This is a genomic window from Amycolatopsis albispora, assembly GCF_003312875.1.
Taxonomy (GTDB): domain Bacteria; phylum Actinomycetota; class Actinomycetes; order Mycobacteriales; family Pseudonocardiaceae; genus Amycolatopsis; species Amycolatopsis albispora.
Genome location: NZ_CP015163.1, coordinates 3414750 through 3440051 on the forward strand (window position 1 = coordinate 3414750; position 25302 = coordinate 3440051).

At 70.9% G+C, this 25302-nt stretch carries 24 protein-coding genes; 12 read left to right on the plus strand and 12 right to left on the minus strand.

The window, feature by feature from the left end; all coding sequences use genetic code 11:
- Positions 1–47: 47 nt before the first annotated feature.
- Together A4R43_RS15870 and A4R43_RS15875 are read right to left on the minus strand one after the other, a co-directional pair.
- The gene (locus A4R43_RS15870; protein ID WP_113693029.1) at positions 48–257 is read right to left on the minus strand and encodes a hypothetical protein; all 210 of its coding nucleotides are present in this window, start codon (positions 255–257) and stop codon (positions 48–50) included.
- Entirely contained in the window at positions 254–844 is a 591-nt protein-coding gene (locus A4R43_RS15875; protein WP_113693030.1) for a hypothetical protein, read from the minus strand. Before A4R43_RS15875 ends, A4R43_RS15870 begins: the two co-directional genes overlap by 4 nt.
- Positions 845–946: 102 nt before the next feature.
- On the opposite strand from A4R43_RS15875, the gene A4R43_RS15880 reads away from it, so the two are divergent.
- The 4 genes from A4R43_RS15880 to A4R43_RS15895 all read left to right on the plus strand — a co-directional run bounded on the left by A4R43_RS15880 (position 947) and on the right by A4R43_RS15895 (position 4377).
- Positions 947–2137, plus strand: a complete 1191-nt coding sequence (locus A4R43_RS15880) for a sensor histidine kinase (protein ID WP_113693031.1) — start codon at positions 947–949, stop codon at positions 2135–2137.
- On the plus strand, positions 2134–2787 hold the full coding sequence (locus A4R43_RS15885) for a response regulator (RefSeq protein ID WP_113693032.1): 654 nt from the start codon (positions 2134–2136) through the stop codon (positions 2785–2787). The genes A4R43_RS15880 and A4R43_RS15885 overlap by 4 nt, the downstream gene beginning before the upstream one ends.
- Entirely contained in the window at positions 2784–3617 is an 834-nt protein-coding gene (locus A4R43_RS15890) for an amidohydrolase family protein (protein WP_113693033.1), read from the plus strand. The genes A4R43_RS15885 and A4R43_RS15890 overlap by 4 nt, the downstream gene beginning before the upstream one ends.
- Positions 3618–4194: 577 nt before the next feature.
- On the plus strand, positions 4195–4377 hold the full coding sequence (locus tag A4R43_RS15895; protein WP_113693034.1) for a DUF7455 domain-containing protein: 183 nt from the start codon (positions 4195–4197) through the stop codon (positions 4375–4377).
- A gap of 213 nt (positions 4378–4590) precedes the next feature.
- Here the strand turns inward: A4R43_RS15895 and A4R43_RS15900 are convergent, their stop codons facing one another.
- The 6 genes from A4R43_RS15900 to A4R43_RS15925 form a co-directional block, all read right to left on the minus strand.
- On the minus strand, positions 4591–5760 hold the full coding sequence (locus A4R43_RS15900; protein WP_205215353.1) for an ROK family transcriptional regulator: 1170 nt from the start codon (positions 5758–5760) through the stop codon (positions 4591–4593).
- Between the two features lie 25 nt (positions 5761–5785).
- Complete coding sequence (locus A4R43_RS15905) at positions 5786–7234, minus strand: sugar ABC transporter permease (RefSeq protein WP_113693036.1); 1449 nt, start codon at positions 7232–7234, stop codon at positions 5786–5788.
- Between the two features lie 31 nt (positions 7235–7265).
- Positions 7266–8039 (minus strand): ATP-binding cassette domain-containing protein, encoded by a 774-nt coding sequence (locus A4R43_RS15910; RefSeq protein WP_113693037.1) that lies wholly within the window; start codon positions 8037–8039, stop codon positions 7266–7268.
- A gap of 94 nt (positions 8040–8133) precedes the next feature.
- A complete protein-coding gene (locus A4R43_RS15915) occupies positions 8134–9270 on the minus strand; it encodes a sugar ABC transporter substrate-binding protein (RefSeq protein WP_113693038.1) in 1137 nt (378 codons plus the stop codon).
- Between the two features lie 354 nt (positions 9271–9624).
- Positions 9625–10647, minus strand: a complete 1023-nt coding sequence (locus tag A4R43_RS15920) for an IS110 family RNA-guided transposase (RefSeq protein WP_113692749.1) — start codon at positions 10645–10647, stop codon at positions 9625–9627.
- Positions 10648–10999: 352 nt separating this feature from the next.
- Complete coding sequence (locus A4R43_RS15925) at positions 11000–12757, minus strand: DEAD/DEAH box helicase (RefSeq protein ID WP_113693039.1); 1758 nt, start codon at positions 12755–12757, stop codon at positions 11000–11002.
- A gap of 224 nt (positions 12758–12981) precedes the next feature.
- Here A4R43_RS15925 and A4R43_RS15930 point away from each other — a divergent pair, with 224 nt between their 5' ends.
- Both A4R43_RS15930 and A4R43_RS15935 read left to right on the plus strand, forming a co-directional pair.
- Positions 12982–14127 carry a YihY/virulence factor BrkB family protein gene (locus tag A4R43_RS15930; RefSeq protein ID WP_113697641.1) on the plus strand — a complete coding sequence of 382 codons (1146 nt, stop codon included), beginning with the start codon at positions 12982–12984 and terminating at the stop codon, positions 14125–14127.
- A gap of 101 nt (positions 14128–14228) precedes the next feature.
- Positions 14229–17318, plus strand: a complete 3090-nt coding sequence (locus tag A4R43_RS15935; RefSeq protein ID WP_113693040.1) for an efflux RND transporter permease subunit — start codon at positions 14229–14231, stop codon at positions 17316–17318.
- Between the two features lie 71 nt (positions 17319–17389).
- Here the strand turns inward: A4R43_RS15935 and A4R43_RS15940 are convergent, their stop codons facing one another.
- The gene (locus tag A4R43_RS15940) at positions 17390–17638 is read right to left on the minus strand and encodes a DUF3039 domain-containing protein (RefSeq protein WP_113693041.1); all 249 of its coding nucleotides are present in this window, start codon (positions 17636–17638) and stop codon (positions 17390–17392) included.
- A gap of 26 nt (positions 17639–17664) precedes the next feature.
- Between A4R43_RS15940 and A4R43_RS15945 the strand changes: the two genes are divergently transcribed.
- Genes A4R43_RS15945 through A4R43_RS15960 form a run of 4 tightly spaced genes read left to right on the plus strand, consistent with a single transcriptional unit; the run spans position 17665 to position 20926 of the window.
- On the plus strand, positions 17665–18474 hold the full coding sequence (locus A4R43_RS15945) for a sporulation protein (protein ID WP_113693042.1): 810 nt from the start codon (positions 17665–17667) through the stop codon (positions 18472–18474).
- On the plus strand, positions 18411–19136 hold the full coding sequence (locus A4R43_RS15950) for an HD domain-containing protein (RefSeq protein WP_335645159.1): 726 nt from the start codon (positions 18411–18413) through the stop codon (positions 19134–19136). Before A4R43_RS15945 ends, A4R43_RS15950 begins: the two co-directional genes overlap by 64 nt.
- Positions 19137–19148: 12 nt before the next feature.
- Entirely contained in the window at positions 19149–20066 is a 918-nt protein-coding gene (locus A4R43_RS15955) for a pseudouridine-5'-phosphate glycosidase (protein ID WP_113693043.1), read from the plus strand.
- Complete coding sequence (locus A4R43_RS15960) at positions 20063–20926, plus strand: carbohydrate kinase family protein (RefSeq protein ID WP_113693044.1); 864 nt, start codon at positions 20063–20065, stop codon at positions 20924–20926. Before A4R43_RS15955 ends, A4R43_RS15960 begins: the two co-directional genes overlap by 4 nt.
- Before the next feature lie 10 nt (positions 20927–20936).
- On the opposite strand, the gene A4R43_RS15965 is transcribed toward A4R43_RS15960, so the two are convergent.
- From A4R43_RS15965 to A4R43_RS15975, 3 genes are read right to left on the minus strand one after another with little or no spacing between them, the layout of a single operon-like run.
- Complete coding sequence (locus A4R43_RS15965) at positions 20937–21251, minus strand: DUF3099 domain-containing protein (RefSeq protein WP_236809049.1); 315 nt, start codon at positions 21249–21251, stop codon at positions 20937–20939.
- Positions 21252–21271: 20 nt separating this feature from the next.
- The gene (locus A4R43_RS15970) at positions 21272–22552 is read right to left on the minus strand and encodes an amidohydrolase (protein WP_113693046.1); all 1281 of its coding nucleotides are present in this window, start codon (positions 22550–22552) and stop codon (positions 21272–21274) included.
- Positions 22549–23079 (minus strand): hypothetical protein, encoded by a 531-nt coding sequence (locus A4R43_RS15975; RefSeq protein WP_162788491.1) that lies wholly within the window; start codon positions 23077–23079, stop codon positions 22549–22551. Before A4R43_RS15975 ends, A4R43_RS15970 begins: the two co-directional genes overlap by 4 nt.
- Between A4R43_RS15975 and A4R43_RS15980 the strand changes: the two genes are divergently transcribed.
- Both A4R43_RS15980 and dtd read left to right on the plus strand, forming a co-directional pair.
- Positions 23078–24616, plus strand: a complete 1539-nt coding sequence (locus tag A4R43_RS15980; protein WP_113693048.1) for a DUF7782 domain-containing protein — start codon at positions 23078–23080, stop codon at positions 24614–24616. The genes A4R43_RS15975 and A4R43_RS15980 overlap by 2 nt on opposite strands.
- Positions 24613–25038, plus strand: coding sequence for a D-aminoacyl-tRNA deacylase (dtd, locus tag A4R43_RS15985; protein WP_113693049.1), 426 nt, complete (start codon positions 24613–24615; stop codon positions 25036–25038). The genes A4R43_RS15980 and dtd overlap by 4 nt, the downstream gene beginning before the upstream one ends.
- Positions 25039–25302: the final 264 nt, after the last annotated feature.

A 25302-nucleotide genomic window follows, 5' to 3' on the forward strand; every position in this document is an offset into this window, starting at 1 on the left:
GGGCGGAAAACGCCCCGAAAGCCACATTCGTGTTCTCCCCCGGCCGCTCAGTCGGCGCGCTTCCGCTTCCGCCGCGCCATGTCGGCGAGCACCAGCGCCCCGCCGGTCAGCGCCATCACCACGCTCACCGGGATGTGCGCCCACGACGGCAGGACGTGCAGCTGCACGAACCAGCTCATCGACGAGCTTTCCGCCACCCGGTTGATGAAACCCCCGACCCCCTGCACCACCAGGATGATGCCGAGCACCTCGATCATCGCTGTACCCCTTCCCGAGATCCCGTCGAAGAAACCAGCTGCCACAACGGCCCGAACACCAGCCAGAGACCGGCGATCCAGCCCAGCCGCGGCAGCCACGCCCCGCCGCCCGACCACAACGCGGTGGTCCGCGCCGGCGTGCCGACCACCAGGATCAGCACCCCCAGCACCGCCGCCGCGAGCACGCAGGCGAGCACGCACTTGCCCCACTCACGCCATTCGTGCCGCAACCGCTCCGCCCCGCCGCGCTTGACCGGCGGCGGGCCGTCGGCGAACCGGTGCGCGAACCGCACGTCCGCCCAGCGGATCATGCTGGGCCCGAACACCACGCTGAAGCCCAGGTAGAGCGCCGCCAGCCCGTGCGTCCACGACGCCTGCCCGCCCCCGGCGAGATCGACCATGGTGGCGACCAGCACCACCACGTCGATCAGCGGTGTCATCGCCAGCAGCACCACGCTCGTCCGCCGCAGCCTGAGCAGGTAGCGCGCCACCAGCCCGGCCGCGATGAACACCCAGAACCCGATCTCCCCCGCCGCGACCACCGCCGCCATCGGGTTGTCCCGGACGAAATCCAGCACCTCGTTCATGGCACCCAGCCTGCGGCCGCCGTCCGCGCCAGCGCGTCGCCGAAGGGCAGGACCGGCCGTCATCACTTCGGAGGACGAACGGGCTTCACGCGGTGTGCTGTGATGGTCCACGTGCGACTGGACTACCGCCGGCTGCCGCCGTTCACCCAGGACGTCGGCATCGCCCTGCTCTACTTCGCCGGCGGCACGGTGCTCTACCTGTCCGGCATCTACCCGATCTTCGGCGAGCCGACCCACCTGATCTGGACGCGGTTCCTGCTGCTCGGCGCGGTGTGCGCGCTGCAACTGCTGCGCCGCCGCACGCCGGGCGTGGCACTGCTGCTGGCGGCCGTCCCGTTTGCCGTCGACCTCTCCCTCGGCATGTCCGCGCCGATCCTGATCGCCTTCTCCGACCACCTCTACGCGGCCACGCTCTACGGCTCGCGATGGCTCAGCCGCACCATGATCGGGCTCGCCGCGACCAGCACCATCGGCGCCGTGGTGATCGCGCTGATCGTCGCCGACGACTGGCGCACCGCGGTGCTGGCGGCGGTCGCCGCGGTGCCGTTCATCATCACGCCGGTGTGGTGGGCGTCGAACGTCCGCACCCACCGGGAAATCGCGCTCAAGGAACGCGCCAACGCCGCGCAGCTGGCCAGGATCGCCGAACTGGACCGCAACGCGGCGGTCGCCGCCGAACGCGCGCGCATGGCCCGCGACCTGCACGACGTGATCGCCGGGCACCTGTCCGCCATCGCCATCCAGTCCGAGGCCGCGCTGTCCATCGCCGACGGCGCCAAGCCGGAAACCATGCGCACCGTGCTGGAATCGGTGCGCGGCAACAGCGTCGACGCACTGGAGGAGATGCGCGCGATGATCGGCCTGCTGCGCTCGCACGGGGTCGGCGAGGACGAGACCACCGCGCCGGCGCGTCTCGGTGAACTGTCCAAACTGGTCGAATCGGCGCGCACGAGCGGGGTGTCGGTGACCGTGGCCAACGAACTCGACCCGGCGGTCGCGCTGCCCGCGGTGGTCGACCTCACCGCGTACCGCATCGCCCAGGAGGCGCTGACCAACGCGGTCAAGCACGCCCCTGGCACCTCGGCCGCGGTGTGCGTCCGGCTCGACGGCAAGATCCTCACCGTGGAAGTCACCAACGAGCTGACCACCAGCCACCGCACCTCGGACACCGGGCACGGCCTGCTGAACATGCGTGAGCGGGCGCAGGCCGTCGGGGGTTCCTTCACCGCGGGCCCGGCCGCGCCCGGCTGGCGCGTGTTCGCCGCGCTGCCGATCGGAGGGCAGGCCGGATGAGCATCCGCGTTCTGGTCGCCGACGACCACGGCGCCATCCGCGCCGGGCTGGTGATGATCCTGGACAACGCCGAGGGCATCGAGGTGGTCGGCGAAGCGGCCGACGGCGCCACCGCGGTCCGGCAGGCCAGGGTGCTGCGCCCGGACGTCACGCTGATGGACGTGCGCATGCCGGGCGTCGACGGCATCGCGGCCACCCGCGAGCTCGTCGCCGAGCAGCTCGGCCAGGTCCTCGTGCTGACCACCTTCGACCTCGACGAGTACGTGTTCGCGGCGTTGCGCGCGGGCGCGGCGGGATTCCTGCTCAAGTCGGTCGAGGCGGTGCGCCTGGTGGAGGCGGTCCGGCTGGTGCACGCCGGGGAGGGCGTGCTCGCGCCGCAGATCACCCGCAAGCTGATCAGCGCCTTCGCCGCCACCGAGCCGCCGCGTGCCGAACCGGCGGTGCCGTCCGGGCTGGCCGAGCTGACCGACCGCGAACGCGAGGTGCTCGCCTGCCTCGGCGAGGGCCTCTCGAACGCGCAGATCGCGAGCAGGCTGTTCATCGGCGAGACCACGGTGAAAACACATGTGTCGCGGGTGCTGACCAAACTGGACCTGCGCTCGCGGGTGCAGGCGGCGATCGTGGCGCAGGAAGCGGGGGTGGGCCGGTGAACCGGTTCGACACGCACCACCACCTGTGGAGCCGGGCAGGCATCGAGCGCGGCGACTACCCGTGGATGCCGCCGGACGGGCCGCTGCCGGAGGAGTACCTGCCGGACCGGCTGGCGCCGGAGCTGAGCGCGGCCGGGGTGACCGGCACCATCGTCGTGCAGGCCGCGCCGAGCGTCGCCGAGACCCGCTGGTTGCTCGACCTGGCCGCGAACACCGGCTTCATGCTCGGCGTGACCGGCTGGCTACCGCTCGACCGGCCGGACGCGCTACCCGAGCTGGCCGCCGACCCGTACTTCCTCGGTGTGCGGCCGATGCTGCAGGACCTGCCCGACGACCACTGGATCGGCAGGCCGGAGGTCCGCGACGGCCTGCGGGCGCTCGCCGAGGCCGGGGTGCGGTTCGAGGCACTGACCTTCACCCGGCACCTGCCGACGCTGTACGCCGTGCTCAGCGAGCTGCCCGAGCTGACCGTGGTGCTCGACCACCTGTCGAAACCCCGCTACGACTGGGAAGCCGACGCCGAATGGCGGACCTGGTTGCGCAGGCTGGCCGAACTGCCGAACACCTGGTGCAAGTTGTCCGGCCTGCGCACCGAAGTGGCCGCCGACACGCCGGTCGAGCGGTTTGTCCCTTATGCCGCCTTCGCCTTCGAGACCTTCGGGGAGGACCGGGTGCTGTTCGGCAGCGACTGGCCGGTCTGCCGTCTTCGTGGTGAATACGGCGAGATCGTCCGGTTCACCGAGCAGCTCGTGGCGGCGGCCGGACTGGGCGACACCAACGGGTTCTGGCGGGCCAACGGCGAGCGGTGCTATGGCGTCCGGGTCCCGTGACAGCCCGCAATCCCTTCTTTTTTCTTGCCGAACCTCGGCGGCGGGCACGGAGCGTGACATAACCCACGCCGAACCGGTGCCGCGGGCGGTCCGAAGCCCGGCCCCGGTCGCCGCGCGACTCGATGTTTAACCGAATTTTTCGTTGCCCACCAGGGAATTTGTCGGCAAACCGGGTAATCCGGCCGACCGGCAGGCCCGGTCGTTTTTAGTCACGGCCCGCCTTCCCCGGGATAACGGTTCAAAATTCAGCTCTGAACGAACACGGATTCCCCCGGGCGTTTCGGCCACCGGAACCAGCCACCCGCGTCGCTCGTCGAAAACGCTCTGACCTGCGGAAACACCACCTGCCGTCACCGGCTGTTCCGGCTGCCAGTGGCCACTTGCGACATCCGGGGTAATTCGGCGTGACACACCTCCCACGGAGATGGGAACACTTGCGGCTCGCGAAACGTCTGCAAGAGTAGAAGCAGCGAACACCGAGGAGCCGGAGACGCCCCGTCGCCGGATAAGTACCGGAGTGGTCGCGGCTGGATCGATGGCATCGGCCCCGCCGATGCCGGGACGGAGGGAGACTCCCATGACTTCGCCTACGCTCACCCGCCCCGAACTGACCGCTGCGGACCGTTGTGACCGGTGCGGCGCCGCGGCCCAGGTTCGCGCCGTGCTCCGCACCGGTGGCGAGCTGCTCTTCTGCGGCCACCACGCCAGGGCTCACGAGGACAAGCTCAAGGAACTCGAAGCGAGCATCGAGCGAGGCTGACAGCGCTCAGCCACCCGGCAGCCATCCATCCGTCTCGGGCGGGGATCCCATCGGGGTCCCCGCCCCTGTATTTTTGGCCGCGCCTCCGGCGCGGCGGCGAGGTCGCTTTGGAGCCGCTCAACGGGGGAAGGCACGCCGTGCCGCTGGGCGGCCCGTCGCGCCTTCCTCCGTTGAGCGGCGCGACCTCGCGTGGTGCGCGGCCCCGCGGGTGTTCTAGACCTTGTCCAGGACGCCTTCGAAGGCGACTTCGGCGGCGCCCAGCAGCTTGACGTCGACGCCCAGTGCCGAGGGCACGATCCGCGTGCCGCCGACCGCCCGGCTGACCATGCTGCGCCGCTGCACCTCGGCGGTCACCTGCCGGACCACCTCCTCCGGCAGCATGCCGAACAGCTCGCCCAGCACCACCAGCTGCGGCCCCAGCAGGTTCACCACGTTGACCAGGCCCAGCGTCAGCCACTCGGCGAACTCGCCGAGCTTCTCCGCCGCCCTGGCCGGGTCCTTCTCCAGCTCACGCAGCTCGACCAGCAGCACCCCGCGCGGGGTCTCCTCCGGCACGTCCAGCGCGCGCCGCAGCGCTGCCTCGCCCACCTCGGTCTCCCAGCAGCCGCTGCTGCCGCAGTAGCAGCCGCGCCCGCCGGGCCGGATGACCATGTGCCCGAGCTCACCGATGTACCCCGCGGCGCCGCGCAACGACGACCCGTCGGCGATCACGCCACCGCCGACCCCGACGTCCGCCGACACGTACACCGCGTCCGACGAGCCCTTCGCCACGCCGCGCAGGTGCTCGGCGACCGCGCCCAGTTCGGCGTCGTTGCCGACGATCACCGGCATGCGCAGCACCGAGCCGAGCCGTTCGCCGAGCGCGACGTCGGTCCAGCGCAGGTTGGGTGCCTGGTGCACGTAACCGTCGGAGCGCCGGACCACGCCGGGCACCGAAACCCCGGTCCCGATCGGCTCCACGCCGAGATCGGCGGCGAGCATGCCCGCCGACTCGATGACGTGCGTGATCACCTCGTCCGGTTCCCGCGAGCGGCCACGCAGGTTCCAGCTGTTGCGCCCGAGGATCTGCCCGCCGAAGCCGACCAGCGCGATGGCGACGTGCTCGACCTGGATGTCCACCGCGAGCACCACGGCGGCCTGCGGCTGCGGCAGCACGAGCAGCGAGGGGCGCCCGGCACCTCGCCCCGGTCGTGGCACCCGCTCCTCGACCACCCCGGCCTCGGCGAGGCTGTCCACCAGCGTCTTGATGGTGCTGCGGTTGAGGCCGAGTTCGGTGGCCAGGGCGGCCCGGGTGACCGGGCCGCCCACGTGCAGCAACCGCAGCAGGGTCGTGCGATTGTGCCGGCGCACCTCGTCTGGTCGTGCAACGGGCGTGCTGGTCACGATGGTTATCGTCCCATGTGCACGGTCAGCGCGGTGAAGCCGCCGCGCGGCGGCGCGAAAGCGCGTCCACGGTGGCCGCCAGCAGCAGCACCAGCCCGGTCACGATGGAGACCACCGCCGCGGGCTGCTTGAGCAGGCCGAGGCCGTTCGCCACCACGGCCAGCACGGTGCCACCGATGACCGCGTCGAAGACCCGGCCCTTGCCGCCGAACAGCGAGGTGCCGCCGATCACCGCCGCGCCGACCGCGAACAGCAGCGTGTTCAGCCCACCGGCCTGCGGATCCACCGAGCCGACCTTCGACGAGTAGACGATCGCGCCCACCGCGGCCACCGACGAGGACACCACAAAAACGCTGGCCCGGATCTTGGTCACGTTGATCCCGGCCCGGCGCGCCGCTTCGGCGTTGCCACCGACCGCGTAGATGTGCCTGCCGTAGCGGGTCCGGTTGAGCACGTAGGTGCCGATGGTCAGCAGCACCAGCACGATCGGCACCACGTACGGCACACCCGAGATGACGATCGTCGGGCTGGGCGCGCGGTTGAGCGTGAGCAGGTAGGTGGCCACCGCGGCGAGCGCCGCGATACCGCCGACCTTGAACAGCACCAGCGGGGTGGGCTGGGTGACCAGCCCGCGCTTGAGCCGGGTGAAGTGCCTGCCCAGGGTCACCGCGGCGAACCCGCCGGCGCCGAGGAAGAACAGCAGCCAGCTGCCGAAGGTGGACAGGTTGCCGTTGGCCACCTTGTCCAGCACGCTCGACGAGCTGATGCCGAGCACGCCGCCGTCGCCGATGAACTGCAGGATGACGCCCTGCCAGGCGAGGAACAGCGCCAGCGTCACCACGAACGACGGCATGCCGATCTTGGACACCAGGAAGCCGGTGATCGAGCCGATCGCCGCGCCGACGCACAGCGCGAGCAGCATCTCCACCCACGGGTTGGCCGCGATGCCGAGCAGCGCGATCACGATGGCCACCACCGAGAGCACGGCACCGGCCCAGATCCGCAGGAAGATCGCCAGCGCGGCACCGATGCCGAGCACGGTGACGAAGACGTAGAACACCGTGGAGCCCATGCCGCCGAGCAGGTTGCCGTTCTCCACGTAGTGCATCGCCATCACCGCGGCGGTCACCCCGGAAGCGGTGCCCGCCGCCAGGTCGATCTCGCCGATGAGCAGCACAAAAACGATGCCCATCGCGATGATGGTCTGCCCGGCGCCCTGCGCCAGGAGGTTCGCGATGTTGTTCAGCGACAGGAACACGTCCGACATGCCGGCGAACACCACGACCAGCACGATCAGCCCGAGCAGCGCGGGCAGCGAACCGAGCTGCCCGGCGCGCAACCGGGAGAAGTAGTCGCGGACGGCTTCGCCGGTGGACATCGAGGTGGTGTCGATCCCGAAGTCGGAGATCGCGGCCTTGGCGGACCCGGAGCCGGACACCTCCGGCTCGGCCGGCTTGGCGGGGGTCTCAGTCATGATTGCTTCATTTCTCCTGCGAGATGGCAGCTTAGATCGCTACGGCTTCGGGGCGGGCGAGGCCGAGGTCGCCGGAACGACCGGCGGTGATCAGCTCGACCACCTGCCCGTGGGTGACGTTCTTGGTGTGCACGTCGGCGACGAGACGGCCGAGGTAGAGCACCGCGATGCGGTCGGCCACCTCGAACACGTCGGCCATGTTGTGGCTGATCAGCACCACGCCGAGGCCCTGCTCGGCCAGCCGCCGGACCAGGTCGAGCACCTGGCGGGTCTGCGCCACGCCGAGCGCGGCGGTCGGCTCGTCGAGCAGCACCACCTTGCTGTCCCACAGCACCGACTTGGCGATCGCCACGGTCTGCCGCTGCCCGCCGGACAACGCGGAAACCGGGGTGCGCACCGACTTCACCGTGCGCACGGACAGCGACGCCAGCGTCTCGCGGGCCGCCTGCTCCATGCTGGCCTCGTCGAGCAGCCAGCTGCTGCCGCGCTCGCGGCCGAGGAACATGTTCTGCACGATGTCGAGGTTGTCGGCCAGCGCGAGGTCCTGGTAGACGACCTCGATGCCCAGCTCCGCGGCGTCCTTGGGGCCCTTGATGCTCACCGGCTCGCCTTGGAACAGCACTTCCCCGGAGTCCGTCGGGTGGATCCCGGCGATGCTCTTGACCAGCGTGGACTTACCCGCACCGTTGTCGCCGACCAGCGCGGTGACCTCACCGGCCCGCACCGAGAAGTCCACGTCGTGCAGGACGTGGACCGGGCCGAAGCTCTTGTTCACCGCTTTGAGTTCGAGAATCGGAACTGTCATCTGAGTTTTCTCCGGGCTGGTGGTTACACGGGTGGGCCCGGGCTGGGGTGCGCCTTCGGGGCACGCACCCCAGCCCGGAGCTCGGTGGGCTCGGCTACTGGATGCCGAGTTCGGCGCAGGCGGGCTGCAGGTCGCCGGCGCAGATCTCCGCCGCCTTCACGTAACCCTGGTCGACCACCTTCTTGATGTCGGCCTTGAGCACGGTCTGCGGGGTGAGCAGCACCGACTTGACGTCGCGGCCGCCCTTGTCGTCGCGGGCGGTGCCGGTGGCGATCGCGTCGGCGGCCGCCTTGTCGCCCTTGGCCAGCGCGGCGGCCAGCTTGGCGGCGGCGTCGGCCTCCTCCTTGATCGGCTTGAACACGGTCATGTACTGGTCACCGCGGAGGATGTTCTTCAGGCCGTCGGCGGTGGCGTCCTGGCCGGTGACCGGGACGGAGCCGTTGAGGCCGTTCTTCTTCAGCACGGTGATGATCGCGCCGGCCAGGCCGTCGTTCGCGGCGACCACACCGTCGACCTTGCCGCCGTTGCCGGTCAGGATCTGCTCGAAGGTGGCGCCACCCTTCTGGTTGTCCCAGTTGTCGATGGCCTGCTTCTGCACCAGCTTCAGCGCGCCCGAGGTGTAGAGCGGGCCGAGCACGCGCTGCTGGCCGTTGTAGAACAGGGTCGCGTTGTTGTCCGTCGGCGCGCCCTCGATCTCGATGACCTGCGCGCCCGGCTTCTCCTTGAGCGCGTCGGCCAGCGCCTGGCCCTGCAACTCGCCGACCTTCTCGTTGTCGAACGAGACGTAGTAGTCGGAGCTGCCGCCGAGGTTGAGGCGGTCGTAGTCGATGGTGGGGATGCCGGCGTTGCGCGCCTTGGTCGCCACCGCGTTGCCGACCTCGCTGTTGATCGAGGCGATGATCAGCACCTTGACGCCCTGGGCGATCATGCCGTCGGCCAGCGTGCTGAACTTCTGCACGTCACCCTGGGCGTTCTGCACGTCGGGGTCGAGACCGGCGGCACGCAGCGCCTCCTCGATCATCGGCTTGTCGAAGCCTTCCCAGCGGGCCGAGGTCGCCGTCTCCGGCAGCACCACGCCGACCTTCGCGCCACCGGTGGCGGGCTGCTGCCCGGCGGCCGGGGTGCCGCTCGACCCGGCCGAGGGCGCCTCCGTGTTGGCGCCGCAGCCCGCGAGTGCGATCGTGACGCTCGCCGCCGCAGCGAAGAGGGCAAGAGTCTTTGTCCTGCGCATCCGTTGTCCTTCCCGGATTTCTGCTCCCGAGCAGCGCGGCGATCCTGCCCGGACCGGCGCACCGTCGCGCAAATGTTGTGGGCGACAACATATGTCCCGGCAGGTTACCAACGGAAGAAGACTGAATCGATCCAGTCGCGGATGTCCGGATACGTTTTGGCAACAACGAGTGCCCTGAGTGGGTGCCCGCCCACTATCCGCAGCGTGACGGCGGGAGGCCAGGGACCAGGGGCAGGTTCACCCGATAAGCGGGCACGGGGAAAGGGGCTACCGAAAGTGCCCGGGGGGGCGGGGCGCCGGTCTCAGCCAGCAGGGCTAGGCCGGGAAGCCGGTGTCACGAATGAAGCTTCTATGTCAAGTGAGGTCGGTGGTGAGTGCTCGGTAGATGGTGTTGGCGAGGTGGCGTTTGAGGGCGCGGAGGGCGGCTTTGGTGGTGGCGTGGGGGTGGTGTTTGGTCCAGTTGTCGCGGTAGGTGCGGGCGGGTGGGTGGTGGGTGAGTTGGGTGATGGCGATGCGGTGGAGGCAGGTGTTGAGTTGGCGGTTGCCGCCGCGGTTGAGGCGGTAGTGGGGTTTGTTGGCTGTCCAGGTGGGGATGGGTGCGGTGCCGGTGTGCATGGCGTAGGCGGCGGGTGAGCGGAAGCGGGTGATGCCGGCGGTTTCGCCGATGATTTTCGCGGCGAGGACGGTGCTGACGCCGGTGATGGCCAGCAGGGTGGGGGCCAGGGGCTGGACTCGGGTGCGGAGTTGGTGTTCGAGCTGGGTGATCTGCTGGGTCAGGGTGGTGATCTCGGTGAGCAGGTCCAGGGCGAGGTCGCGGCGGACGCTGGCGGGCAGGGTGGACAGGGCGGTGGTGAGGGTGTGCTGGGCGCGGGGCCCGGTCAGGCGGGGGTGGGTCTGGTCCAGGGCGGGGTCGAGGTCGTGCAGGTGCCAGCGCAGTTGGTTGATGCTGGCGGTGCGGCGGTTGACCAGGCGTTCGCGCCGGTCGGAGAGCAGGCGCAGGTCCAGGGCGGTCTGGTCCAGGTGTGCGGTGGGCAGGTCGGGTTCGCGCAGGGCGGCGCGGGCGATGGCCAGGGCGTCGATCGGGTCGGATTTACCGCGGGTGCGGGCGCTGGCGCGGCAGGCGGCCATCAGTGTGGGTGGGACCCAGACCACGGTGGCGCCGGTGCCGATCAGGGTGCGGACCAGTCGCCCGGCCACGCCGCGGCCGTCTTCGACCGCCCAGCGCGGCCCGGTGCCGAACTGGGTGGCCCAGGACCGCAGCCGCAGCAGCCCGTCGGGGTCGGCGGTCACGGTTTTCTGCCCCAGGCGGCGGCCGGTCTGATCGACCGCGACCGCGGTGTGGCTGGACTTGTGCGGATCGATGCCAATGACCACCATGGACACCGCGTGTGTTCCTTCCCTAGCCGGAGAACATGCGTCTTTTCCGGGCCGGGCTGGTCGGACACACCTCAGTCGAGGTTGATGGCGTATGCCCACGCTTCTATCAAGTCAGGCCAGCCAGGCCCGGACCTTGATCACGCTGGACAATTCGTTCGCAAGCCAGCAACGGCAGTGGCTTTCAGAGTCACCACGCGATCAAGACCGGACCCTAACCGCCCACCACGAGCGGCCACACCAACCCTGACACTGAGTGGCTTTCGAGACGTTTCGCGTCTCGAAAGCCACATTCGTGACATCAAGGCAAGGAGGGGCCCGCGGCGGTTGCACCGCGCCCCGGGGCGCGCGGGGGTTACCAGGAGCGCAGGGTGACGACGCGTTCTTCCAGCTGTTCCAGCGTGGCCATGGCGGTGGGCGGGCCACCGCACGCGGCACGCAGCTCGTTGTGGATCTGGCCGTGCGACTTCCCGGTGCGGTGGTGGTACATGCCGACCAGCGCGTTCAGTTCCTTCCGCAGCGCGCCGAGGCGCTCGGCCACCGTGCGGGGCTTGGGTTCCGGCGGGGCGGCTTCGACCTTCGGCTTGCGCCGCTTTTCGTCGGCGAGCTGTTCCTCCTGGCGCTTGCGCAGCAGCGCGCGCACCTGGTCCGGCTCCAGCAGGCCCGGCAGCCCCAGGTACTCCTGCTCCTCGTCGGAACCGGAGAACACCGCGGTGCCGAACGAGTTGCCGTCGTAGATCACCTGGTCCAGCTCGGCGGAGGCACCCAGCGAGGTGAACGCCTTCTCCTCCTCGCCCGGCTCGTCCTCGGTGCGGTTGGCGGCGACCAGCAGCTCGTCGTCCCAGCCGTCCTTCTCCCGATGCGGCTTGCCGAGCACGTGGTCGCGCTGGACCTCCAGCTCGCTGGCCAGCTCCAGCAGCACCGGCACGCTCGGCACAAAAACGCTCGCCGTCTCGCCGGGGCGGCGGGCACGCACGAACCGGCCGATCGCCTGCGCGAAGAACAGCGGCGTCGACGCGCTCGTCGCGTACACCCCGACCGCCAGCCGCGGCACGTCCACGCCCTCGGACACCATGCGGACCGCGACCAGCCAGCGATCGGTCGACTCGGAGAACTCGCCGATGCGCGCGGAGGCCTTCGGATCGTCGGAGAGCACCACCGCGGGCGCCTCCCCCGAGATCCGCTGCAGGATCTTCGCGTAGGCGCGGGCGGAATCCTGGTCGGTGGCGATGACCAGGCCACCGGCGTCGGGCATGGTGGTGCGGACCTGGCTCAGCCGGGTGTCGGCGGCCTGCAGCACCGCGGGCACCCACTCACCGGCCGGGTCGAGCGCGGTGCGCCAGGCGCGGGCGTTCTGCTCGGCGGTCAGCGGCTCGCCGAGGCGCGCGGTGAACTCGTCACCCGCGCTGGTGCGCCACGACGCCTCCCCCGAGTAGGCGAGGAAGACCACCGGCCGCACCACGCCGTCGGCGAGCGCGTCGGAGTAGCCGTAGGCGTGGTCGGCGCGGCTGCGCATGGCGCCTTCGCCGTCGGGCTCGTAGGTGATGAACGGGATCGGCGAGTCGTCGCTGCGGAACGGCGTCCCGGTCAGCGCGAGCCTGCGCACCGCGGGCGTGAACGCCTCGCGGACCGCGTCACCCCAGGACTTGGCGTCCCCGCCGTGGTGGATCTCGTCCAGGATGACCAGCGTCTTGCGGTTCTCGGTGCGCACCCGGTGCATCGTCGGGTGCGCGGCGACCTGCGCGTAGGTGACCGCGACGCCGCGGTAGTCCGACGAGGTCACGCCGGTGGTGTTGCGGAAGTTCGAGTCGATCGCGATGCCCGCCGCCGCGGCCGAGGCCGCCCACTGGTGCTTGAGGTGCTCGGTGGGCGTGACGATGGTGACCGCCTCGACGGTGCGGTCGGACAGCAGCTCGGCGGCGATGCGCAGGCCGAAGACGGTCTTGCCGGCACCGGGCGTCGCCACGGCGAGGAAGTCCTTGGGCTTGGTCGTCAGGTACTTGGTGAGCGCGCGTCGCTGCCAGGCACGCAGCGGCCGGGCCGTGGTGTCCTGGCCGGGCGGCGGAGCACTGAAACCGGCGGCCGCCCGATCGTGCTGGGCCGTCTCCGACAAGAAGGTCCAACTCCCCTCTGGTGGCGCTTCGGGCGTGCTACCCGTGCGGCTACATGCGAACGCCCCCGCGTGGCACCGCTGCGGAGGCTCCGACGAGCTTACCCGCCGCCCCCGACAACTTCGTGCCGCGCCACGGCCGGAAGTGGCGAGACGGCGAACACAGGCGGGCAACTCGGGCCCCCACGAGCCAAATTCGCCCGAATGCACCATGCTTGAGGGTGAAGATGAACACAGCCGAGGACGCCGCAGACCCGGACCCGGACGCCGAGCGGGCTCCGGCGCCCCCGCCTGCCCGCAAGCGGCCGCTGCGGTTGATCCAGCGCACGCTGAACAAGGCGTGGGACGGCAACATCTTCTCCGAGTCCGCCGAGGCCGCGTTCTGGCAGACGCTCTCGCTGCCGCCGCTGCTGCTCGGCCTGCTCGGCAGCCTCGGCTTCATCGGCGACTGGTTCGGCCAGGGCGTGGTGACCGCCGTGCACGACCGGATCATCGCCTTCTGCGCGCAGATCTTCAGCTCCGACGTGGTCACCAGGATCATCGAGCCGACGGTCAACGACATACTGACCATCGGGAAGGGCGAGATCGTCTCGATCGGCTTCCTGATCTCGCTGTGGGCGGGTTCCTCGGCGATGTCCTCGTTCGTCGACGCGATCACCGTGGCGCACGGCCAGTACGGCGTGCGCAACGAGGTCTGGCAGCGGATCTTCGCGCTGCTGCTCTACCTGGTGATGCTGGTGTTCCTGGTGGTCGGGCTGCCGGTGATCGCGATCGGGCCGGACCTGCTGCCCGAGTTCTTCCCGGATCCATGGCAGCCGACCGTGCGCGAGTGGATCGGCACGTTGTACTTCCCGGTGCTCGGCGCGCTGCTGGTGCTCGCGCTGGCCACGCTGTACAAGCTGGCGCTGCCGCGCAAGCTGCCGTGGCACCGGGGCCTGCCGGGCGCGGTGCTGGCGATGGCGATCTTCCTGCTGTCCAGTGTGGGCCTGCGGATCTACATCTCGTGGATCACCACCACCGGCTACACCTACGGCGCGCTGGCCACGCCGATCGCCTTCCTGCTGTTCACCTTCTTCATCGGGCTCGCGGTGGTCGGCGGCGCCTACTTCAACAGCGCCATCCAGGAGTTGTGGCCGGCCAAGATGACCCGGCGGCAGCGGCGCAAGTGGCGGCGGCTGGAGATGGAGCGGGCCAGCGAGCGCCTGCGCACCGAGGAGGGCCGCAAGCTCTGGGAGCGGACCACCATCCCGTTGCGGCGCCCGCGCAAGCAGGAGGACCGCCAGGACCCCGAGCCCGAAGGTGACCGGGAAGCACCGGCCGACCACCCGCCGCGACCGGCCGAAACCCCGCCCTCATCCCAAAGTAGGACGTGAATCCACTCCCGGGTTGAGCCGCCGGTACCCCCCGCGCTGACAAGCTTTGGCCTGCCGCGCGATGGCGTGGCGAGTCATCCGCATCCAGGGGGTTCTCCGTCATGTCCGCGCTGGCCAAGCTCAGCCTCCGCAACAGAAGCCTGATCGGGCTGCTGGCGATACTGGTACTCGGCTTCGGCGCGCTCGCGCTGCCGCAGCTCAAGCAACAGCTCTACCCGTCGCTGCAACTGCCGAGCGCGCTGGTGGTGACCCCGTACCCGGGTGCGTCACCCGACGCGGTGGACCGGCAGCTCACGCAGCCGATCGAGGGCGGCATCCAGGGCATCACCGGCGTGGAGCGGATCACCTCCACCTCCGCCGAGGGCGCGTCCACGGTGGTCGTCCGGTTCGCCTACGGCACCGACATCGACGCCTCGGTGAACCAGCTGCAGCAGGCGGTCAACCGGCTGCGCCCGCAGTTGCCGGACAACAGCGAGTCCACGGTGAGCGCCGGCGGCACCGACGACATCCCGGTGGTCATGCTGGCCGCCTCCGCACCCGGCGACCAGCAGCAGTTCGCCGAGCGGCTGAACCGCGAAGTGGTGCCCGAACTGCGCAAGATCACCGACGTGCGTGACGTTGACGTCACCGGTGCGCAGGAGAAAACGGTCACCATCAACGTCGACTACGTCAAGCTCGCGGCCGCGGGCGTGGACCCGACGGCATTGGCCACGACGCTCAAGACGGCCGGGGTGGCGGTCCCGGCGGGCACGGTCGAGGACGGCGAACGCACGCTCAGCGTGGAGGTCGGCGGCGGGCCGGTCACCGTGGACAGCCTGCGCGAGCTGCAGCTCTCCCCCAGGGCGAAGCTCGGTGACGTGGCGAGCGTGGAAGCCACCACCGCCGAGGCCGGGTCGATCACGCGCACGAACGGCAAGCCGAGCCTGGGCATCAACGTCACCATGGTCGCCGACGGCAGCGCGGTCGCGGTGTCCGAAGCGGTCGCGGAGAAGCTGCCCGAGCTGAGCCGGCAGGTCGGCGCCGAGCTGACCCCGGTCTTCGACCAGGGCCCGCAGGTGGCCGAGGCGGTCAGCGGGCTGACCACGGAGGGCCTGCTGGGGCTGGCCTTCGCGGTCGTGGTGATCCTGCTCTTCCTGCTGTCGGTGCGCTCCACGCTGGTCACCGCGGTGTCCATCCCGCTGTCGGTGGTGGTGGCGCTGCTCGCGCTGTGGGCCGGTGACCTCTCGCTCAACCTGCTCACCCTGGGCGCGCTGACCATCGCGGTCGGGCGCGTGGTGGACGACTCGATCGTGGTGCTGGAGAACATCAAGCGCCACCTCGGTTACGGCGAAGGCAAGCAACGCGCCGTGCTCAACGGCGTGCGTGAGGTGGCGGGCGCGGTGACCGCCTCCACGCTCACCACGGTCGCGGTGTTCCTGCCGATCGCCTTTGTCGGCGGCATGGCGGGTGAGCTGTTCACGCCGTTCTCGCTGACCGTCACCGTGGCGCTGCTGGCCTCGCTGCTGGTGTCGCTGACCGTGGTGCCGGTGCTGGCGTACTGGTTCCTCAAGCCGCCGAAGGCCGCGGCGTCGGCGGAGGAAGCCGAGGCGAACCTCCAGCGCGCGCTGGAGAAGGAGCGGCGCGGGCTGCTGCAGCGGATGTACGTGCCGGTGATCCGGTTCGCCACGCGGCGGCGGCTGACCGTGGTGCTGCTGTCCCTGCTGATCTTCGCGGGCACCATCGGGCTGACCACGAAGCTGGAGACGAACTTCCTCGACGACGGCGCCACCACCACGACCAGCCTCAGCCAGAAGTTCGAGCCGGGCACCAGCCTGGAAACCCGCGAACAGGCCGCGATCCGCGTCGAGCAGGCGCTCGCGGCCACCGGCGAGGTGGACAAGTACCAGGTCACCGTGGGCAACGACCCGCTCGCCGCGATGTTCGGCGGTGGCGGGGCGAACACCAGCACCATCAGCATCACGGTCAAGGAGGGCACCGATCTCGACGCTTTCGAGAACCGCCTGCGTGACACGCTGAACGCGCAGCCGGGCCTCGGCGAACTGGAGTTCGGCGGCCCGGCCGCCGGTCCGGCGTCGGACGAGGTGTCGGTGACCGTCACCGCGCCGGACGAGGCCGCGCTGCGCCCGGCCGCCGACGCGGTGGAACGGGCCTTCGGGGAGGTCTCCGGGCTGATCGCGGTGACCAACGACCTGGCCACCGGCATGCCGCGCGTGCAGATCGAGGTGAACCAGGTCGAGGCGGCCCGGCGCGGGCTGAGCGCGACCACCATCGGGCAGCTGGCGAACCAGGCCATCGCCGGGCAGACGGTGGCGCAGCTGCCGGTCGACGGCACCCGGACCGACGTGGTGCTGCGCACCGGCGACCGGCCCGCCGACGCGGCCGCGGTCGCCGCGCTGCCGGTGCCGTCCGCGACCGGGATCGTCCGGCTGGACCAGGTGGCAACCGTGCGCACGGTGGACGGGCCGACCCAGGTCAAGCGGACCGACGGTGAGCTGAGCACCACGGTCTCGGCGAAGACCACCGGCTCCGACCTGTCCGCGGTGACCCAGGAGCTGACCGGGAAGCTCGACGCGCTCTCGCTGCCCGGCGGCGCGGCCTACTCGCTCGGCGGGGTCAGCCAGGAGCAGAACGAGGCCTTCGCCGAACTCGGGCTGGCCATGCTGGCGGCGATCGCGATCGTCTTCCTGATCATGGTGGCCACCTTCCGCAGCCTGGTGCAGCCGCTGATCCTGCTGGTGTCCATCCCGTTCGCGGCCACCGGCGCGCTCGGCCTGCTGCTGCTCACCGGCACCGCGCTGGGGCTGCCCGCGCTGATCGGCATGCTGATGCTGATCGGCATCGTGGTGACCAACGCGATCGTGCTGATCGACCTGGTCAACCAGTACCGCGACGAGGGCATGGGCGTGGCTGAGGCGGTGGTCGAGGGCGGCAGGCGGCGGCTGCGGCCGATCCTGATGACCGCGGCGGCGACCATCTTCGCGCTGGTGCCGATGGCGCTCGGGCTGACCGGGCAGGGCGGCTTCATCGGGCAGCCGCTGGCGATCGTGGTGATCGGCGGCCTGGTCAGCTCGACGGTGCTGACGCTGGTACTGGTGCCGACGCTGTACACCATGGTCGAGGGCGGCAAGGAACGGCGGCGCGCGAAGAAGGCGCCCCGCACCGAGGCACCCGAACTGGCGGGCGCCCACTAGGGCCGAGTGTCACGAATGTGGCTTTCGGGACGTTCTGCGTCTCGAAAGCCACATTCGTGACATCGAAGGGCTCAGTCGTCGCCGCCGGGGCGCAGGCCCTCGTAGATCTTCTTGCAGTCGGGGCACACCGGCGAACCCGGCTTCGGCGACTTCGTCACCGGGAACACCTCTCCGCACAGCGCCACCACGTGAGTGCCCATGACCGCGCTTTCGGCGATCTTGTTCTTCTTCACGTAGTGGAACATCTTCGGGGCGTCGTCGTCCGTGGTGTCGGTGCCCTCTGGACGGGTGTCGACTTCCGGCAAGGTCTGCGTACTCACCCCTCCATAATGGCAGTATCGGCGCCATGTTCCAGAAGGTGCTTGCCAGCTTCGGCTCCGGTGGCGCGCGGCTCGACGCGCGGCTGACCGAGCGCGCGGTCCAGCCGGGCCGTCCGCTCCGCGGTGAGGTTCTGCTGTTCGGCGGGGAAGTCGATCAGGAGATCAACGCGCTGGGCATCCGGCTGATCGCCAGGGTGGAGATCCCGTCGGACCGCGGTGAGCCGGAGATCGGCGACCTCGGCTTCGGCGACCAGCACCTGGCAGGCAACGAGGTCATCCGGCCCGGCCAGCAGGTCCGGCTGCCGTTCGAGATCGCGCTGCCGTGGGAGACGCCGATCAGCAGCGTGTTCGGCAAGCCGCTGGCCGGGATCGCGGTCGGCGTGCAGACCAGCCTCGACCTGGCGGGCAGCGTGTCGGACCCGCGTGACGTGGACGCCGCCTCGGTCGAGCCGCTGCCCGCGCAGAAGCGCATTCTCGACGCGATGAGCCGGATCGGCTTCACCTTCGCCGGCGCGGCGCTGGAGAAGGGCCGGATCAACGGCGTCACCCAGCAGCTGCCGTTCTTCCAGGAGATCCGGTTCAGCCCGTCACCGCGGTTCGCGCCGGTCTTCGACTCGGTGGCGGTCACCTTCCTGTCGAACCCGACCGAGACCACCGTGGTGCTCGAGGTGGTCAAGCGGGTCCGGGTGAGCAAGACCGGCGGCTTCGGCGGGCGCGGGCAGGAGTTCCTCGGCTCGTTCAAGGTCGACCACGCGAACCTCGAGCGGGTGCCGTGGGAGAAGCAACTCGAAGGCTGGCTGCACGAAGTGGCCAAGGCACGCGGGATCTTCGACTGAACGCCAGGGAGGCCTGGCTGCAGGCACTGGTCACGCTCGGCGGCGACCTCGAAGCCGGCGCCCGGGCGGCCGCCGACCTGGCCGCCCGGTACGCGCAGCCGCACCGGCGGTACCACACCACCGAGCACCTCGAAGCCGTTGTCCGCGAAAGCCGGGAAATCGGCGCCGAGCTGGGGCTCGACGCCCGTGACCTGGCGCTGGTCGCGCTCGCGGCCTGCGCGCACGACGTGGTCTACGACGCCAACCCCGGCCACGACGAGCGCCACAGCGCGGACTGGGCGGTGAGCTGGCTGGAGGCCGCCGGCCTCGCCGCCTCCGACGTGCTCCGGGTGGAGGAACTGGTGCTGACCACGCTCGGGCACGACGCGCCTGCCGAGGACCTGGCCGCGTCGGCGCTGCTGGACGCGGATCTCGCCACCCTCGGCGCCTCGGACGCCGCCTACGACGAGTACTCGCGGAGCGTGCGTGCCGAGTACGCGGCGGTGTCCGACGCGGACTGGGTCACCGGCCGGGCCAAGGTGCTGGCGAGCCTGCTGGGCAGGGACCCGCTGTACCGGACCGCGGCCGGGCGGTCACGCTGGGAAGCCGCGGCGAAGCGGAACCTGGCGAGGGAGCTGGCGGTGCTCGAGACCCGGGCGGCGGGCGACCGGCCCGATCGGTGAGGATGTCCCCCTGTGACCGATTACCTGACCGTGGCCCCCGAAGTGGCCGACGCCCTCGCCGACGGCAATCCCGTGGTGGCGCTGGAAAGCACGATCCTCTCGCACGGCCTGCCGCCCGGCCGGAACCTCAAGGTGGCCGCCGAACTGGAGGCCGCGGTGCGCGGGGCGGGCGCGGTGCCCGCCACCATCGCCGTGCTGGACGGCCGCGCGGTGATCGGCCTCTCCCCCGCCGAACTGGAGCGGGTCTGCGCCGAGGACGCCGGGCTGGACAAGCTGTCCTGGCGCGACCTCGGCCCGGCGCTGGCACTGGGTGGTTCGGGCGCGACCACGGTGGCGAGCACTTCGGCGCTGGCGCACGCCGCGGGCATCGGCGTGTTCGGCACCGGCGGCCTCGGCGGGGTGCACCTGCCGCTGCCCGGCGCGAGCACCACCTGGGACGTCTCCGCCGATCTCGGCGCGCTGTCCCGGTTGCCGGTGCTGGTGGTCTGCTCCGGGGTCAAGTCCATTTTGGACATCGCGGCCACGCTGGAGGTGCTGGAGACGAACTCGGTGCCGGTGCTCGGTTACCGCACCGGCGAGTTCCCCGCGTTCTACCGGCGGTCGTCCGGGTACGAGGTGAACTGGCGGGTGGACGACGCCGCGCAGGCCGCCGCCGCGGTCGCCGCGCACCGGCGGCTCACCGGTTCCGCGGTGCTGCTGGCGAACCCGATCCCCGCGGAGTTCGAAATGGACGCCGCGCTCCACGACCGGCTGCTCGCCGAAGGGCTCGAGCTGCTGCGTGAGCGCGAGGTGCTCGGTTCGGACGTCACGCCGGTGCTGCTGGAGCACTTCCACACCGCCAGCGGCGGGGTGAGCCTGGACGCGAACGAGGCGCTGGTGGTGTCGAACGTGCGGCTCGCCGCCGAGGTGGCCGTGGAGCTGAGCGCATGATCGTCGTGGTCGGGGACGCCGGGCTGGACGTGGTCGCCCAGCACGACGGGCCCATCCTGCACGGCGGTGACGTGCGCACGAAGGTGCGGTTCGCCGGAGGCGGCGCGGGCGCGAACACCGCGATGTGGCTGCGGGCCGCCGGCGCGGAGGCGACGCTGGTCGCGCGCATCGGCGACGACGCGGGCGGGCGGCTGATCCGCGCGGAGCTGGAGGCCGCCGGGATCAGGTGCGCGCTGGCGGTGGACCCGGACGCGACCACGTGCTGCGTGGTGGTGCTGGTGGACAACGACGGGCAGCGCAGCATGCTGCCGGACCGGGGCGCGAACGCCCGGTTCTGCCCGGAGGACGTCACCGAGGAAGCGCTGGAAGGTGCCCAGCACCTGCACCTCTCGGGATACGTGCTGCTCGACGCCACGTCGAGGCCCGCCGGTCTCGCTGCGCTGGCGGCGGCCAAGCGGGCCGGGCTGACCACCTCGGTGGACCCGCAGTCGGCCCCGCTGCTGACCGACGGCGCGCAGTTCCTCGAGGACGTGCGCGGGGTCGACCTGCTCATGCCGAACGCGGCGGAACTGGCCGCGCTGACCGGCTCCGGCGACCCGGCGGCGGCGAAGGCGCTGCTGGGCACGGTCGGTGAGGTGGTGGTCACCTCGGGCATGGACGGCGCTAGCTGGGTCGACGGCGACGGCGTGGTCTCGGTGCCCGCCGAGCCCGCCGAATGCATCGACTCCACCGGTGCCGGGGACGCCTTCGACGCCGGCGTGCTGGCGGCGTGGCTGGCCGGATCGTCGCAGGTGGACGCCCTGCGTGCCGGTGTCCGCCTCGGCGCCCGTGCCGTGGGCAAGGTGGGCGCGCAGCCCTGAGGCGAGGCGGTCAGCCGTCGATGACGCGGTGTTCGGTGGGCTCGATGGCCCGCGCTTCGCGCTGGTAGCGGCTGACCTTCTCGGCCTTGCGCGGCGGGCGGTCGTTCGCGATCAGCACCGCCACCCACGGCAGCGGGATGGACAGCACGATCAGGCCCAGCGCCAGCCACCAGGTGTGGTAGAAGACCCCGGCCAGGATCAGGCACGGAAACCGCAGCCCCATCATCAGCATGTACTTGCGCTTGCGGGCCGCGTGCTGCTCCTCGTACGAGAGCTGCGCCTCGGTGATCAGTACCGGCTCGGAAGTGCCTCGCGGTTCACTCACCACACCACCTCCAACCCCTCCTATGCTCCCACTCCGCGCGCTCCAGCGACACCCGGGGGCGCCAGCCGGTGCAGCGCGCCCACCACCAGTGTCTCCACGCCCGCCGACAGGGTCGGATGCGGCACCGGCGCGAAGCGCGGCGAGTGGTTCGACGGGACGTCGGTTTCGAACCGGCCCGCCGCCATCGCGGTCAGCACCAGCTCCGGGTCCAGGCCGCCGACCAGCCAGTACACCGAGGGCACGCCAGCCGCGGTGCCGAACTCGCTGAAGTCCTCGCTGCCGGTGACCAGCGGCGCTTCCAGCACGCGCTCGGCGCCGAAGTGCGCCTGGAACGCCTCGGTCAGCCCGGCGTTGGCGGACTCGTCGTTCCTGGTCACCGGGAAGCTGCCGATCTCGGTGATCTCCGGCGGTACCGGCGCGCCCGCGGCGGCGGCCTCGCCGTGCACGATCCGCTCGATCGCGGCGAGCACCTTCTTGCGCACGGCGTCGTCGAAGGTCCGCACGTTGACCTCGATCACCGCGTCGTCGGCGATCACGTTGTGCGTGGTGCCGACGTGCATCGAGCCGACGGTCACCACGGCGGACTCGTTCGCCGAGATCTCCCGGGAGACGATCGTCTGCAACCGCATCACCACGGACGCGGCCAGCACCGCCGGGTCGACCGTGGTCTCCGGCCGCGAGCCGTGCCCGCCGCGGCCGTGCAGCACGATCCGCAGCGCGTCGGTGGCGGCCATGATCACGCCCGGCCGGGTGAGCACCCAGCCGGCCGGGCCCGGCACCACGTGCTGCCCGAGCACCACGTCCGGCCGCCCGGCCAGCTCGAACAGGCCGTCGGCGAGCATGCCCGCGGCCCCGCCGCCCGCCTCCTCGGCGGGCTGGAACACCACCAGCAGCGTGCCCGACCAGGCCGACCGGCCACCGGCCAGGAGCGCGGCCGCACCGGACAGCCAGGTGGCGTGCATGTCGTGCCCGCACGCGTGCATCACGGGCACCTCCTGCCCGTCCGGACCGGTGACCCGCACGGTGCTGGCGTAGTCGAGCCCGGTTTTCTCCTCGACCGGCAGCGCGTCGATGTCCGCGCGCAGCATGACCACCGGGCCGGGCCCGTTGCGCAGGACCCCGAGCACGCCGGTCTGCCCGATCCCCCGGTGCACCTCGTACCCGGCCGCTTCGAGCCGGTCGGCCAGTATTCCGGCGGTCCGGTGCTCGGCGAAGGCGAGTTCCGGATGGCGGTGCAGGTCGAGGTAGAGCGCCTCCAGGTCCGGCAGCAGCCCCGGCAGCCCGTCCAACACCCCGGTCATCGTTCCTCCCACTGGCTCAGGTCCTCCGCGTCCAGGCCCAGGTCACGGCGCATTTCCGCGCGCAGCAGGCGGTACTCGCGCTGGCCCTTCCGCCACTTCCCCGGGTCGTCGTCGCGGCCGTCCAGCAGCCCGGCGGCCAGGTCGAACCGCGGCAGCATCGTCTCCGCCAGCCTCGCGCGGATCCGCTCGGGAGCGTGCAGGTTCACCGGTCCGAGGGCGAGCCGCGCCTTCGAAATGATCTCGCGCAGGTCGTCGCGGAGCGTTTCGTCCCTGGCCGACTTGCGCACCCGGTAGAGCGCGAAGTCCAGTGCTTCGACCACGCCGATCAACTCGGCGTAGGCGGCGGAGCGCGCCTCGTGCGTGCGCTCCTCCTTCTGCCGCTCCCAGCGCAGGTCCTCCCGCTGCTGCTCGCGACGCCACCGCCGTTCTTCGCGCATCGTGGTGATCACCTGCGCGGTGACCACACCCGCGACACCGAGCACACCCACCAGGATCGGCACCCAAAGTGGTACCTGTGCCGAAGACATGGCGCCCAACATAGTCACCCCGCCCGTGGGATCATGCGGACTCGTGAGCGATCATCCCGAGTTCTCCCCCGACTTCCGCGCCCGCCTGCGGGACGCGCTGCGCGAAGCCCGCTACGACGCCGACGGGGTGGTGGACGCGCTCGGCGGTGCCGCGCACGCCGCGCTCGGCCGCGGTGAGCCGGAGCTGGCCTTCCGCGCCAGCCGGGACGCGGGCGCGCTCGGGGTGCTGATCCGGCTGTTCCTGCTGGGCTCCACCGAATCCGAGCGGGCCGTCGCCGGGGCGCTGCCGCTCGACGGCGCGCTCGAAGCCGGTCTGGTGCGCCGGGTTTCCGACGGCATCCGCGCCGCGCTCGACCTCCGGCCGCACGGTGACGAGAACACGTCGTGGTGGGTGCTGTCCGACCTCGACTCCGACGTGCTCGGCGGTCCGGTGCCCGAGGACCACGTGCTCGGCGTCGGGCACGCCTCGCTCAGCCTGATCCGCGCGACCAGCCGCCGTCCGGTGGGCAGCCTGCTCGACCTCGGCACCGGCAACGGCGTGCAGGCGCTGCACGCGAGCCGTCACGCGGACCGGATCACCGCCACCGACATCTCCGAGCGCGCGCTGGCGCTGGCCAAGGCCACCTTCGAGCTGAACGAGGTGGAGGTGGAACTCGCGCGTGGTGAGTGGTTCGCGCCGGTGGCACGCCGCCGGTTCGACCAGATCGTCTGCAATCCGCCGTTCGTGGTCGGGCCGCCGCGGGTGGACTACGTCTACCGCGACTCCGGGCTCGCCGGGGACGACGCGAGCGCGCTCGTGGTGCGTCAGCTGCCGTCCTTCCTCAACGAAGGCGGAGTGGGCCAGCTGCTCGCTTCGTGGCTGCACGTGCGCGGTGAGGATTGGGCCGATCGGGTGCACCGCTGGCTGCCCGCGGGCACCGACGCGTGGTTCGTGCAGCGGGACGTGGCCGATCCCGGGTTGTACGTCGGCACCTGGCTGCGTGACGCCGGACTGGACCCGAAATCGCCGGAAGGACGCGCCAAGGCGGGTGCCTGGCTCGATTGGTTCGCCGAAAACGACGTCGAGGGCATCGGGTTCGGCTTTGTCACGCTGCGCCGGACCGGCGGCACACCGACGGTGGTGTGCGAAGACCTGCGCCAGGCGTTCGACGATCCACTGGGCGCGGAAGCGGCCGGGTGGCTCGATCGGGTGGACTGGCTGCGCGACCACCACGCGGAGTTGCTGGAAACGCGGTTCACCGTGCCGGAGACCGTGGTGCTCGAACGCGTCGACAACGCCACCGACGAGGGCTGGCAGACCGCGATCCGCCGCCTGCACCGCACCGACGGGCCGGGCTGGCAGCACGAACTGGACGAGCTGGCGACCGCGTTGCTCGCTGGTTGCCGCGGCGCGCTGCCGCTGGCCGACCTGCTGGAGTTGCTGGCCTTCGGGCACGGCCAGGACGCCGAGGAGCTGACCGAGGCGGCGCTGCCGGTGGTCCGCGAACTGGTGCGGCACGGCATGCTGCTGCCGGTGGACAAGGACACCGGCCGATGAGGGCCGTGGTCGCCAGGGTGACCGAGGCGAGTGTCACAGTCGACGGTGAGGTGGTCGGCGCGATCGGCGAACCGGGCCTGCTGGTGCTGCTCGGCATCCGCACCGACGACACCGAGGAACAGGCCGCGACGATGGCCAGGAAACTGCACGAACTACGCATTCTTCGCGAAGAACGGTCGTGCGCGGACACCGGCGCGCCACTGCTCGTGGTCAGCCAGTTCACCCTCTACGGCGAGACCCGCAAGGGCAGGCGGCCGTCGTGGCTGAACGCCGCGCGCGGGGATATAGCGGAAAAACTGGTGGATTCAGTGGTTTCCGAGTTGCGCGGCCGCGGCGCGCGCGTGGCCACCGGCAGCTTCGGCGCGATGATGTCCGTGCACAGCGTGAACGACGGCCCGTTCACCGTGCTCGTCGAAGTGTGAGACATGGTCTAGACCACACCGCGACACTGACTCCCCGCTGTCACACCGAAGCTACTGAGTCGTTCTCAGGAAAAGCTCAGGCTTGCTGGAGCAACTTCGGCCTCCCCGGAGCCGTCTTCTCTTCGACGGCTCGGGAACGTTTCGAGAGACCGAGGCGTTGAACCGAATGTCCGGCCAGCCAGCCGGACTCACGAGACGGGTTCCACAGGCCCGTCCCGTGACGCACAGCGTTGGCGTGTGACGCCAGCCACACACGTCAGCCCG